The organism is Streptomyces shenzhenensis (assembly GCF_003688995.1).
GTDB lineage: Bacteria > Actinomycetota > Actinomycetes > Streptomycetales > Streptomycetaceae > Streptomyces > Streptomyces shenzhenensis_A.
The window spans coordinates 18,375-30,256 of the sequence record NZ_PENI01000004.1 but is presented as its reverse complement, the minus strand read 5'-3'; the positions used below and the strand labels follow the sequence as shown (position 1 = coordinate 30,256).

The window sequence follows — 11,882 nt, the reverse complement described above, 5'->3', positions numbered from 1 at the left end:
GTCGTACTGCGCCGTTCGGGTCACAAAGGTTTCAGATGCGGTCGACGAGATCCGCGATCGAGTCCACGACCGTGGACGGCCGGTACGGGTAGTCCTCGACCTGTTCGGGCCGGGTCAGGCCGGTGAGCACCAGGAACGTCTGCATCCCCGCCTCGATGCCGGCCAGCACGTCGGTGTCCATCCGGTCACCGATCATGGCGCTGGTCTCGGAGTGGGCGCCGATCGCGTTCAGCCCGGTCCGCATCATCAGCGGGTTCGGCTTGCCCGCGAAGTAGGGCTTGCGGCCGGTGGCCTTGGTGATCAGCGCGGCGACGGCGCCGGTGGCGGGCAGCGGGCCCTCGGTGGAGGGGCCGGTCTCGTCCGGGTTGGTGCAGATGAAGCGGGCGCCGTCGAGGATGAGCCGGACCGCCCTGGTCATGGCCTCGAAGGAGTAGGTGCGGGTCTCGCCCAGCACCACGTAGTCGGGCTCCTGGTCGGTGAGGATGTACCCGACGTCGTGCAGCGCGGTGGTCAGTCCCGCCTCGCCGATGACGTAGGCGCTGCCGCCGGGGCGCTGGTCGTCGAGGAACTTGGCGGTGGCGAGCGCCGAGGTCCAGATGTTGTCCACCGGCACGTCCAGGCCCATCCGGCCCAGCCGGGCGTGCAGGTCGCGCGGGGTGTAGATGGAATTGTTGGTGAGGACCAGGAACGGCCGGCCGGACTCACGCAGTTTCTTCAGAAAGGCGTCGGCGCCGGGGATCGGCACGCCCTCGTGGATCAGCACACCGTCCATGTCGGTGAGCCAGGACTCGATGAGCCTGCGGTCTGCCATGTGCTTCGGTCTCCTGGCATGCGTACGGTCAGGGGCTGGGGCGCCGGAACCACGGCGTACCGACGCCCCCCAGCGTAAGCGCTCCGCCGAACGGGTGGTGCGCCGTCAACCGTCCGCGGCGGCGTCCGAGCAGCGCGACCGGCGGCACAGCAGCCCACGCGAAGGGGCACGGGCAGCTGTGTGGCCGGGCCCGAACCGCCCGCACCCGACGAAGCTCCTCATGTGACGGGGCCGCCGTGGGCCGGCGGCTCGCGCAGGTCCGCCAGGGCGCGGCGCCCGGCAACTCCCGGTGCGGCCGGGCGAGTTCGGTGGGCCTGCCGGAGCGCAGCCGGGCGTCGGGCATGGACAGCGGCGCGCGTACGCCGCCCTGTGACGCCCCGGTCGCCGGGGCACACCCGCCCGAGCAGCGCCGTCACCTCACCGGGCGCCCATGAGCAGGGCGGGCAGTGCGGCCACCGAGTCGAGGACGTGCGTCGCCCCTGCCGCCCGGAACTTCCGGTCGCCGTGCGCCCCGGTGCGCACCCCGGCCACCAGGCCCGCCCCGGCCCGCACCCCGCTCAGCACGTCGTAGGAGGTGTCGCCGACGACAGCGACCTGGCGTACGTCGGCGGCGGCCTTGGTGCGGACGAACGCCTCCAGCACCAGGTCCGGGTACGGCCGTCCGCGCCCGCCGGTGTCGGCCGGGCACAGGGTCAGCGGCACGAGGTCGCGCCAGCCGAGGGCGGCCAGGAGGGCGTCCTGGGTGACCCGGGCGAAGCCCGTGGTCAGGACGACGGTCCGGCCGTCCGCGCGCAGTCGCTCGATCGCCTCGCGGGCGCCGGGCACCGGGGCGACACGGCCCGCGCCGACGAGTTCGCCGTACGCCTGCTCGAAGGCGGCGTTCGCGCGCCGGGCCAGGTGCTCGTCGCCGAACAGATGCCGGAAGACGGAGATCTTGGACTCGCCCATGGTGGCGCGGACGTGGCCGAGTTTCTCGGCGTGGCCGGCGGAGCCGGGCTCGATGCCCAGGTCGCGCGCGGCCGACTCGAAGGCCAGCTCGACCAGGCCGTCGTCGGCGACGGTGGTGCCGGCCATGTCCAGCACGACAAGACGGATGTCGGCGGTCTGCGGAGTCTGTGTGTTCCGCGGAGGCACCTGTCTCACCAGCCCAGTTCGTCGGCGGTCGTCTCGGCTGTCGCGGGCGAGCAGGTCATGCCGCGCCCGCCGGGCCCGGTCACCAGCCACACGCCGTCGCGCAGCTGCTGCCGGTGCACGACCCGGCTCGGGTCGGTGCACTGCGCGTACACCCCGGCCCAGCGGCGCCGGATCCGCGGCAGCGGGCGGCCGAGGAAGGACTCGACGACGGCCCTGAGGTGGTCGTAGGGATCCTCGACGGTGTCGAAATCGAAGGGCTGCTCGTACGCATGGGTGTCACCGATGGTCAGGCCGCCGTCGGCGCGCTGCACCATGAGCAGCTGCATCCGGTGCGCGGCGGCCGTCTCGGACTGCGGCTGCCGGGCGTTGAGTTCGTCCAGGGCCGAGGAGGCGTACGCCGGGTAGTACCGGAAGCTGTCGGCGTCCGCGACCGAGGTGGTGAGCGGCTCGCCCAGCGGGTCGGTCTGCATCATCTGCAGCCGTACCCGGCGCACGGGCAGCCCGGGTCCGGCCAGCTCGCGCACGAGCCCGCCCAGCCAGGCGCCGGTGCACAGGACGACCGTGTCCGCGGTGTGCAGGTCGCCGTGGTCGTCCCGTACGGCCCCGGCGCTGACCACCTCGCGCACCTCGCGGCCCGGCAGGAAGGTGTAGTTCGGGGACTTCGACAGCTCGGCGCGCAGGGCGAGTTGGGCGGTGCGCGGCTCGACGGCCGCGTCGCGCTCGCAGTACAGGGCCGCGTCGAAGTCGCCCCGGAGGGCGGGGTTGAGGGCACGCGCCTCACCGGCGGTCAGCAGCTGGTAGCCGCGGGCGGCGGCGTCCGGGCGGGCCAGGGCGGCCTCGGCGACCGCGCGTTCGAGGGCGCCGCGCACCGGTGTGAGCGAGCCGTTGGCGCGGAAGCCCAGCGCGGGCACCCGCTCCCCCATCCGCTGCCACAACTCCCGTGCGCGCAGGGCGGTGTCGAGTTCCTCCCCGCCCGCGCGCCCGCTCACCCAGATCTGCCCGAAGTTGCGCAATGAGGCGCCGCGCGCCTCGGCCTCACGCTCGATCTGCACGACCGTGTGGCCGCGTTCCACTGCTTGCCAGGCGTGCATGGTGCCCACCACGCCTGCTCCCACGACTGTCACTCTCACGGCGGCAACGCTCCCGGCGAACGGAGAACCGGAAAGGTCCGGCCGCCGGCGAGGGCGTGAACGACCCATCACATTTGGACCAGACCCGTTATCACTTCGTGATTCCGATGGCGGGTGCGACGGCTGCCCTGTCAGCCCTTCAGACGCGCGGTGAAGGAGAACCGGTCCCCGCGGTAGAGGCTCCGCACCCGCTCCAGGGGGCGCCCCGCACCGTCCCGGGACACCCGGTGGATCAGCAGCATCGGCAGCGCCGGCGGGGTGCCGACGAGCAGGGCCTCGCGCGGGGTGGCCAGCACGGTCTCGATCCGCTCGTCGGCGTCGCCGAACACGATGCCCCGGTCGCGGAGGTAGGCGTAGAAGGAGGAGTCGGGCTCGAAGTCGGTGTCCAGGTGCGGCGCGCGCGAGACGGCGAGGTACGTGCTCTCCAGGCCGACCCGCTCGTCGTCCGCGAGCAGGACGCGCTCCAGGTGCCACACGGGCTCGCCGCGGGTGAGTCCGGTCTCGGCGGCGAGCGCGTCGGGGCAGGGGAAACGGTCGAGGGCGACGAGCGTACGGCCCGGGGTGCGCCCCTGCCGCCGTACGCCCTCGGTGTAGCTGGCGAGGGAGAGCGGCTGCGCCAGCTTGGGCCCGGCGACGACGGTCCCCCGCCCCTGCCTCCGCAGCCGGCCCTCGAGCACCAGTTCGCGCACCGCCTGCCGCACGGTCTCGCGGGCGACCTCGAACCGGTCGGCGAGATCCCGCTCGGTGGGGATGAGACCGCCCTCCCCGAGTTCCTCCACGAGCACGGCGATCCGCGCCTTCACCGCGTAGTACTTGGGGATGCGCCCGTGCTCGGGGATGCCGGAGCGGACGGGGGCGCCGGGGGCCTGGTCGTTCGGGTAGTCCACGCGGGGATCGTCGCAGACGGGGGTGGCGCCCAGGGGCGGGGACCCCGCGTACGGGATCAACGGCGGGTACGGGATCAACGGCGCCGGCGCACCCCGAGGACCACCGCTCCGCCGGCGGCGAACAGGACGAGCCCGACCGCCGCGGAGTACGCGACGACACCCGGACCGGTGCCGGACGGATCCTCGGGCGCCTCCCCCGCCTCGGCGTGCGCCGTGGCCGCAGCGCTGGGCGACCCGGTGCCCCGGTCGCCTCCGCTCTCCCCCGGGCGCGGCGTCCGGCCGGCCGTGACCGTGAACCGGTAGTCGTTCGACTGCCCCACCCAGTCGCCGTCCGCGCCGCGCCGCTGGACGACGGCGGTGTTGGCGACGACCGTCCCGGGCTCGGTGTCCGCGGTGACCGAGAGCCCGACCCGCACGGTGACGGTCGCGCCGGGCGCCACGGTGAACCCGTTGAAGCCGTCCCCCTCGAAGACACCGATCAGCTCGTCCTCGTCGGTGGTCTCGAAGCGCACGGGGCGCAGCCGCGGGCCGTCGGCGAACTCCATCCGGGGCGGGGAGGACTTGAGGGTGTGCTTGTCGTCGACGAGCACGACGACCGGGTGGATGTCGGCACAGGTGAGGCGAGTGGTGTTGGTGAGGTCGAGATACCAGCTGCCGGACGGGCCCCCGGCGACGTAGGAGTCGGGTCCCCCGCGGATCCGGGTGGTCAGCGGGAACTCCCGGTCGTCCGGGCCGGCACAGCCGGGGGCGGGGTCGCCCCGCGCGGGAGCCGGCGCACCGAGGACGAGGACGGCGGCTGCGACGAGGCAGAGGGGCAGGGAGCGGGCCGGGGAGAGGAACGGACACAGTCGCATGACCACATGACCGTGCCGGACGCCGGACGAGCCGGGACGGCACCGCCCCGCAACGGGCACTCGTACGGCGCCGCACATCCGTCCACCCGGCCCAGCACGGATCCCGCGCCGTCTGCCGCCGCATGCGGGGGGGGGCGCTCGCCGCCGGCCTCGGCCGCCCCGAGGGTCCTGACGCCCTGACACCCCGGCCGGCGTCAGCCGTCCCGTCGTCCGAACAGCGGCGCCAGCATCAGCTGCGCCGCGCCCTGCGCGACTCCCCGGCTCCCGCCGGCCGCGAGCCGGACCGGGATCGGGTCGCCGGGCGTCCCCTTGCGCCGGGCGCGCTCCGCCAGCACGGCCGCCACCCCCCGTACGAACTCCCCCGGCGCCGCCGCCACGGTCCGGCCCCCCAGCAGCACCAGGTCGATGTCCAGCAGCCCCACCAGATTGGCCGCCCCCGTGCCCAGCACGCGCGCCGCCGCCGCCAGATCGCCGCGGGCCACGGCCGCCAGGCACAGCGCCTCGATACAGCCCCGGTCGCCGCACCCGCACACCGGCCCGTCCAGCCGGATGACCTGGTGGCCGAACTCCCCGGCCCCGGTCCGCGCCCCGCGGTGCACGCTCCCGCCGATCACCAGCCCCGCGCCGAGCCCCGTACCGAGGTGCAGATACGCGAACGAGCCGCCCTCGCCTGCCACGGCCAGGCCGAGGGCCGCCGCGTTCGTGTCCTTGTCGACCACCACGGGCCGACCGAGCCGCCGCGCGAGCGCGTCCCGCAGCGGGAATCCGTCCCACTCGGGGAACCCGGTCACCCGGTGCAGCACGCCCCGCGCATGATCCAGCGGGCCGGGCAGCGCGACCCCGACGCCGAGCAGCGCACCCCGCGCCCCGGGCAGCAGCTCCTCGACCTGCCGGGCGGTCCGCTCGACCACCGCGTCCGCCCCGGCCCCCAGATGCAGCGCGGACCGCGCCTCGGCCAGCACCGTCCCGGCGAGGTCGCAGAGCACCACCCGCGCCTCGTCCCGGTCCAGATGCACCCCCACCGCGTGTCCGGCGCCCGGCACCAGCCGCAGCACCGTGCGTGGCTTCCCGCCGGTCGACGCGCGCCGCCCCGCCTCCGCGGCGAGCCCCTCCTCGCGCAGCCGGCCGGTGATCTTGCTGACCGCCTGCGGGGTCAGCCCGGTGCGCTCGGCCAGCTCAAGGCGGCTGATCCCGTCGCTCCCGGCCGTGCGCAGCAGATCGAGCACGAGCGCGGTGTTGTGGCTGCGCAGGGCGAGCAGGTTGGCGCCGGCCCCGCCGGTGGCCGTCCCCGCCGCCGCACTCCTGATGCCCGCCACCGCGCCGTCCTCCCGGTTCGCCCCGTCCGCCCTGCTCACGCCCCCATTCTCGCCGACACTTGCACTTTGGCAACAGCGTTGCGAAAGTGGGCGTATGACAACTGGCACGACTGGCACCTCCCTCCGTGTGGGCCTGATCGGCTACGGCCTGGCGGGCTCCGTCTTCCACGCCCCGCTGATCGCCGCCACCGAGGGCCTCACCCTCGACACGGTGGTCACCGCGAACCCCGAGCGGCAGGAGCAGGCCCGCACCGAGTTCCCGGACGTCCGGCTCGCCGCCCGCCCCGACGAGCTGTTCGGCCGCGCGGGCGAACTCGACCTGATCGTCATCGCGTCGCCGAACAAGACGCACGTCCCGCTGGCCGCCGCCGCCCTGGAGACGGGCCTGCCGGTCGTGGTGGACAAGCCGCTCGCCGGCACGGCCGCCGAGGCACGGGAGCTGGCCGCCCTCGCCGAGCGGCGCGGCCTGCTGCTGTCGGTCTTCCAGAACCGCCGCTGGGACAACGACTTCCTGACCCTGCGCAAGCTGCTGGCCGAGGGCGCGCTGGGCGACGTCTGGCGGTTCGAGTCCCGCTTCGAGCGCTGGCGTCCGCAGCTCAAGGGGGGCTGGCGCGAGTCCGGCGACCCCACAGAGATCGGAGGCCTGCTCTACGACCTCGGCAGCCATGTCGTCGACCAGGCCCTGGTCCTGTTCGGCCCGGCCACCCGGGTGTACGCCGAGTCGGACATCCGCCGCCCGGGCGCCGAGACCGACGACGACACCTTCATCGCGATCACCCACGCCGGCGGCGTCCGCTCCCATCTGTACGTGTCCGCGACAGCCGCTCAGCTCGGCCCGCGCTTCCGGGTGCTCGGCTCGCGCGCCGGCTATGTGAAGCACGGCCTCGACCCGCAGGAGGCGGCCCTGCGCGAGGGGCGGCGGCCCGGGTCCGGCTGGGGCGCCGAGCCCGAGTCCCTGTGGGGCCGCCTCGGCTCCGGCGAGTCACCGCTGACCGGCGGCGGCACCCCCGTACCCACCCTGCCCGGCGACTATCCGGCGTACTACGCCGCGGTGGCCGACGCCGTCACCGGCGCCGGACCCAACCCGGTCACCGCGTCGGCGGCGGCCGACACCCTCGACGTGCTGGAGGCGGCCCGCCGCTCCGCCCGCGACGGCGTGGCGGTGACACTGTGAGCCACCACCCGCAGATCACCCCGCGGTCCACGCCCGAGCTGACCCCGAGCGTCGAGGAGCTGGAGGCACAGGAACGCCGGCTGATCTTCCGCCGGTTCACCTGCGACGACGCCTGGACCCTCGGCTCGCTCCTGGTGGAGCTGGCCCGCGAGCGGCAGGCCCCGGTGGCCATCGACATCCACCGCGCGGGCCAGCAGCTCTTCCACGCGGCGCTGCCCGGGGCCACCCCGGACAACGACGCCTGGATCGCCCGCAAACGCCGTGTCGTGGAGCGCTACGGCGCCTCGTCCTACCTGGTCGGCGCCCGCTGCCGGGCCAAGGGCACGACGTTCGAGGAGTCCTCCCGGCTCGACCCGGACGTGTACGCGGCCCACGGCGGCTCGTTCCCGATCAACGTCGCGGACGTGGGCGTGATCGGCGCGGTCACCGTCTCCGGCCTGCCACAGCTCCAGGACCACCGTCTGGTGGTCGAGGCCCTGGAGCAGTTCCTGGGGGATTAGCCCGCCAGAGGACTATCCCGAGGCTCCCTCCGGTTGAATCGTCGTACCAGTCAGCGATCATCGAAGGACACCCACCCGGAGGGAACGGAACCATGAGCACCGCCCTGAAGGAAAAGGTCGGCCGGTACGGCATCTGGAGCGTGGGACTCCGCTCGGAGGATCCGGACCGGCGCCCCCAACTCGCCGAGGCCGCCGCCGAACTGGAGCAACTCGGGTTCGGCGCGGTCTGGCTGGGCGGCAACAGCGCCCCCCGGCACGCCCTGCCGCTGCTCGCGGCCACCTCCCGGCTCACCGTCGGCACCAGCATCCAGAGCATCTGGGACTACGACGCCGAGGCGAGCGCCGCGGGCTTCGCCGAGGTGGAGTCGGCGCACCCGGGCCGCTTCCTGCTCGGCCTCGGGGTGAGCCACGCCAAGATGGCCGAGCAGTACCGCCGCCCGTACGCGGCCCTGGTCGCCTATCTGGACGCACTGGACGCGGCCGGGGTACCCGCAGGGCGCCGGGTCCTGGCCGCGCTCGGTCCGAAGAACCTGGAGCTGACCCGCGACCGGGCGGCGGGCGCCATCCCCTATCTGGTCACCCCCGAGCACACCGCGCGCGCCCGCCGGATCCTGGGCGAAGAGCCCCTGCTGGCACCGGAGTTCAAGGTCGTCCTGGAGACCGACCCGGACCGTGCCCGCGCGCTGGCCCGGTCCAGCCTCGCCCCGTACCTCACGCTGCCCAACTACACCAACAGCTTCCTGCGGCTCGGCTTCACCGAGGACGACCTGTCGGACGGCGGCAGCGACCGGCTGATCGACGCGCTGTTCGCCTGGGGCGACGCGTCCCGGATCCGGGAGCGCATCCACGCCTTCCACGAAGCGGGCGCCGACCACGTGGCCCTCCAGGTGGTGGACGCCTCCCCCCGCGACACCCTCCCCCACAAGTCCTGGCACACCCTCGCCGCCCTACTGAACTGAACTCAAGGGGCGCGAGGAACCGCCCCAAAGGGGCGCGGGGAACTGCGCGACCAGCCACAGACAACCCGCACCCAAAAAACCACGAGTCCCCCCACCCCCCTAGGGGCGCGGGGAACTGCGCGATCAACCACAACCAACCCGCACCCAAAAACCACCAGTTCCCCCCACCCCCCTAGGGGCGCGGGGAACTGCGCGACCAGCCCCCACCGCCCCGCACCCGAACAACCCCAGTTCCCCCACCCCCCGTTCCCCCGAACCCCAGCGGAGCGGTCACGCCGATTCGAGGCCCTGCCGCTGCCGCCCCAACCCCTCGATCTCCAGCTCGACGACATCCCCGGCCCGCAGATACGGCTTCGGCTCGGGCTGCCCCAGCGCCACCCCCGCGGGCGTACCGGTATTGATGACATCACCGGGGTAGAGCGTCATGAACCGGCTGACGTACCGCACGACCTCCGCGACCGGGAAGATCTGCTCGGCGGTGGTCCCGTCCTGCTTCAGCTCGCCGTTGACCCACAGCCGCAGCGACAGGTTCTGCGGATCCGGCACCTCGTCCGCCGTCACCAGCCACGGCCCCAGCGGATTGAACGTCTCGCAGTTCTTGCCCTTGTCCCAGGTCCCGCCGCGCTCGATCTGGAACTCCCGCTCGGACACGTCGTGCGCCACCGCGTACCCGGCGACATGCGCGAGCGCCTCGTCCGCCGACTCCAGGTAGCGGGCCGTACGCCCGATGACGACGGCCAACTCCACCTCCCAGTCGGTCTTCACCGAGTCGCGCGGCACGAGCACCGTGTCGTTCGGACCGACCACCGTGTCCGCGGCCTTGAAGAAGATGACGGGCTCGGCGGGCGGCTCGGCCCCCGTCTCGCGGGCGTGGTCGTGGTAGTTGAGGCCGATGCAGACGATCTTCCCGATCCGCGCGAGCGGCGGCCCGATCCGCAGCCCGGCCGCGTCCAGCACGGGCAGGTCCCCGGCCGCCGCGGCGGCCCGGACCCGGCCGAGCGCGGCCTCGTCGGCGAGCAGCGCCCCGTCGATGTCGTCGACGAGCCCCGACAGGTCCCGCAGGGTCCCCTCGGCGTCCAGCAGCGCGGGTCGCTCCGCCCCCGCCGTACCGATTCGCAGCAGCTTCATGGTCACCATCTCCCTCGATCGCGGGCGCCCCGGCCGATGGGTGCAGCCATCGGAGGACCGGTCGATCCTCCAAGGTCATCGTCCCGTCCGCAACACCCGGTTCACGTGGTGGACCGTCATCGGCGCTGGGACCGGCCGGCCGCGCTCACCGGTGGAGCACGGCCCGTTCGACGGCGCTCCATGTCGTGCTGGTGACCACGTACAGCGCGGCGGCCAGCGGCACCACGGCCACGGTCAGCAGCGTGGCGTACGACATGAACGGCATGACCCGGCCGACCGCCGCGAGCCCGGGGACCTGTCCGTCCCCGGCCGGCACCGGCGCGTCGGCCGCCGTCATCCGCTTGGTCCGCACGCAGGTGAAGGTCGCGACGGCGGCGACGACGGCGAACAGGCCGAGGTAGACGGTGCCCGCCGCGCCGAACACGCCACCCTGGGAGAGGGCGTCCGCCCACCGTCCGCCGAGCGGCGCGGCGAACAGCTCGTGCGTGAGCAGCCCGTTGGGCTCTCCGCCGATCGTCGAACTGGAGAACAGGTGGTAGAGGAGGAAGAAGGCGGGCAGCTGCAACAGGCCGGGCAGACAGCCGGACAGCGGCGACACCTTCTCCTCGGCGTGCAGTTCCAGCACGGCCTGCTGGAACTTCTGCGGGTCCTTCCCGTGCTTCGTGCGCAGCTCGGCGATCCTGGGCCGGAGCGCGGCCCGGGCCCGCTGCCCGCGCGCCGCCGCCCGGGACAGCGGATGCACCAGCAGCCGGACGAGCGCGGTGAACAGGACGATCGCGGCGGCGGCCGCGGAGGCGTGGAAGAGCGGCTGGAGCAGCTCGGCGAGCTGCTCGACAAGGCCGGCGAAAACGGACATGGGTGAGCCCTCCGTGGGGTCTCGTCGTGCCGGGAGACGGATGTGCGTGGCGGCATGACGACCCGCGCGGGGTCACGTATGTGTCCGGGTGAGCCCTACGCGGTGGTCGCCGGGAGGGCGCACCCGGGTGCCCTGGGCCGCGGCCGGCCCGAGGCGTCGGGGTCCCGCTGGGGCAGGAAGGCCGTGCGGCGGGCCCGGTCACGGATGGCCGTACGGACCCGGGTGGGTGGTACGGCCGGGGCGCAGCGGGCGGCGATCAGGGAGCAGACGGCGAGCGCGGACGCCGCGGCGGCGGTCGCCGCGAGTGCGACCGTGGCGGACAGGGCGCCGGTGTCGAGCAGGGCGACTTCGAGCAGCAGAAGCAGGAGGAGGGCGGCGGGACGCAGGGCGGACCAGCTGCGGACCATCGATCGCCCCTCCCCTCGCGCGCCGGTGCGTGCCGTGCTGTCGGTCGTACCGGGCTCTGCCGTGCCGTCCGTTGTACAGGACCTGTACAGGATCCCCTGTACGAGGTCCCCGTCATACGGGTTGTACGGATTCCCCCGTGGGGGCGGACTCGGTCACGAGGGGCTCCAGCAGCCGCTTCGGCCTCAGGAGCGCCCGGCTGACCGGGTCGGCCGGTTCGGGATCGAGCCCGGGACCCGGCACGAGGACAACGTCCCCGACGGGCACGACGGTTCCGCAGGCAGGGCATTCGCCGTACGGCCCGAGTTCCGTACCGCAGTCCACGTGCCGGAACGCGCGCAACTGCCGGTCCATGAAGTGCTCGCGTCCCCACACGGCGAGTGCCCGCAGCGCGGGCCACAGCGCGATCCCGCGCTCGGTGACGACGTACTCGTCCCGCGGCGGCGACTCCTGGTAGCGGCGCCGGTCGAGGATGCCCTCCTCGGTCAGCGCCTTGAGCCGGGCCGACAGGACGGCGCGCGGGATGCCGAGGTGGACGAGGAAGTCGTTGTAGCGCCGGACGCCGTAGATCGCGTCGCGGACGACGAGGAGCGTCCAGCGTTCGCCGACCACCTCCAGCGCGCGGGCGATCGAGCACTCCTGTGTCGCGTAGTCCTTGCCCAGTGCCATGGGGACCACCTTAGCCACTTTCCGACCTCTTGGTTCAATGAACGAACCGATGGTGTTAC

General features: G+C 73.8%; 13 protein-coding genes. 3 read left to right on the top strand and 10 right to left on the bottom strand.

Annotation, left to right across the window (positions count from 1 at the left end; translation table 11 throughout):
• Nucleotides 1-31: 31 nt before the first annotated feature.
• The 6 genes from CTZ28_RS07875 to CTZ28_RS07850 all read right to left on the bottom strand — a co-directional run bounded on the left by CTZ28_RS07875 (nucleotide 32) and on the right by CTZ28_RS07850 (nucleotide 6,171).
• Nucleotides 32-811 (bottom strand): HAD-IIA family hydrolase, encoded by a 780-nt coding sequence (locus tag CTZ28_RS07875; RefSeq protein ID WP_121888543.1) that lies wholly within the window; start codon nucleotides 809-811, stop codon nucleotides 32-34.
• A gap of 417 nt (nucleotides 812-1,228) precedes the next feature.
• Entirely contained in the window at nucleotides 1,229-1,954 is a 726-nt protein-coding gene (locus tag CTZ28_RS07870; RefSeq protein ID WP_398655493.1) for an HAD family hydrolase, read from the bottom strand.
• Complete coding sequence (locus CTZ28_RS07865; protein ID WP_121888542.1) at nucleotides 1,951-3,075, bottom strand: TIGR03364 family FAD-dependent oxidoreductase; 1,125 nt, start codon at nucleotides 3,073-3,075, stop codon at nucleotides 1,951-1,953. Before CTZ28_RS07865 ends, CTZ28_RS07870 begins: the two co-directional genes overlap by 4 nt.
• 131 nt (nucleotides 3,076-3,206) lie before the next feature.
• Nucleotides 3,207-3,962: a GntR family transcriptional regulator gene (locus CTZ28_RS07860; protein ID WP_121888859.1), complete on the bottom strand. Its 756-nt coding sequence runs from the start codon at nucleotides 3,960-3,962 to the stop codon at nucleotides 3,207-3,209.
• Nucleotides 3,963-4,036: 74 nt separating this feature from the next.
• Nucleotides 4,037-4,816, bottom strand: coding sequence for a hypothetical protein (locus tag CTZ28_RS07855; RefSeq protein ID WP_121888541.1), 780 nt, complete (start codon nucleotides 4,814-4,816; stop codon nucleotides 4,037-4,039).
• 194 nt (nucleotides 4,817-5,010) lie between these two features.
• Complete coding sequence (locus tag CTZ28_RS07850; RefSeq protein WP_398655491.1) at nucleotides 5,011-6,171, bottom strand: ROK family transcriptional regulator; 1,161 nt, start codon at nucleotides 6,169-6,171, stop codon at nucleotides 5,011-5,013.
• 55 nt (nucleotides 6,172-6,226) lie between these two features.
• Here CTZ28_RS07850 and CTZ28_RS07845 point away from each other — a divergent pair, with 55 nt between their 5' ends.
• The 3 genes from CTZ28_RS07845 to CTZ28_RS07835 all read left to right on the top strand — a co-directional run bounded on the left by CTZ28_RS07845 (nucleotide 6,227) and on the right by CTZ28_RS07835 (nucleotide 8,765).
• Nucleotides 6,227-7,306, top strand: a complete 1,080-nt coding sequence (locus tag CTZ28_RS07845) for a Gfo/Idh/MocA family protein (protein WP_121888540.1) — start codon at nucleotides 6,227-6,229, stop codon at nucleotides 7,304-7,306.
• Nucleotides 7,303-7,806, top strand: a complete 504-nt coding sequence (locus CTZ28_RS07840; protein WP_121888539.1) for a heme-degrading domain-containing protein — start codon at nucleotides 7,303-7,305, stop codon at nucleotides 7,804-7,806. The genes CTZ28_RS07845 and CTZ28_RS07840 overlap by 4 nt, the downstream gene beginning before the upstream one ends.
• Before the next feature lie 92 nt (nucleotides 7,807-7,898).
• Complete coding sequence (locus tag CTZ28_RS07835) at nucleotides 7,899-8,765, top strand: LLM class F420-dependent oxidoreductase (RefSeq protein ID WP_121888538.1); 867 nt, start codon at nucleotides 7,899-7,901, stop codon at nucleotides 8,763-8,765.
• Nucleotides 8,766-9,035: 270 nt separating this feature from the next.
• On the opposite strand, the gene CTZ28_RS07830 is transcribed toward CTZ28_RS07835, so the two are convergent.
• The 4 genes from CTZ28_RS07830 to CTZ28_RS07815 all read right to left on the bottom strand — a co-directional run bounded on the left by CTZ28_RS07830 (nucleotide 9,036) and on the right by CTZ28_RS07815 (nucleotide 11,823).
• A complete protein-coding gene (locus CTZ28_RS07830) occupies nucleotides 9,036-9,893 on the bottom strand; it encodes a fumarylacetoacetate hydrolase family protein (RefSeq protein WP_121888857.1) in 858 nt (285 codons plus the stop codon).
• A gap of 145 nt (nucleotides 9,894-10,038) precedes the next feature.
• Entirely contained in the window at nucleotides 10,039-10,749 is a 711-nt protein-coding gene (locus tag CTZ28_RS07825) for a YidC/Oxa1 family membrane protein insertase (protein WP_121888537.1), read from the bottom strand.
• Between the two features lie 95 nt (nucleotides 10,750-10,844).
• Complete coding sequence (locus CTZ28_RS07820) at nucleotides 10,845-11,156, bottom strand: DUF6412 domain-containing protein (RefSeq protein WP_121888536.1); 312 nt, start codon at nucleotides 11,154-11,156, stop codon at nucleotides 10,845-10,847.
• A gap of 112 nt (nucleotides 11,157-11,268) precedes the next feature.
• Nucleotides 11,269-11,823 (bottom strand): winged helix-turn-helix transcriptional regulator, encoded by a 555-nt coding sequence (locus tag CTZ28_RS07815; protein ID WP_398655487.1) that lies wholly within the window; start codon nucleotides 11,821-11,823, stop codon nucleotides 11,269-11,271.
• Nucleotides 11,824-11,882 lie beyond the last annotated feature (59 nt).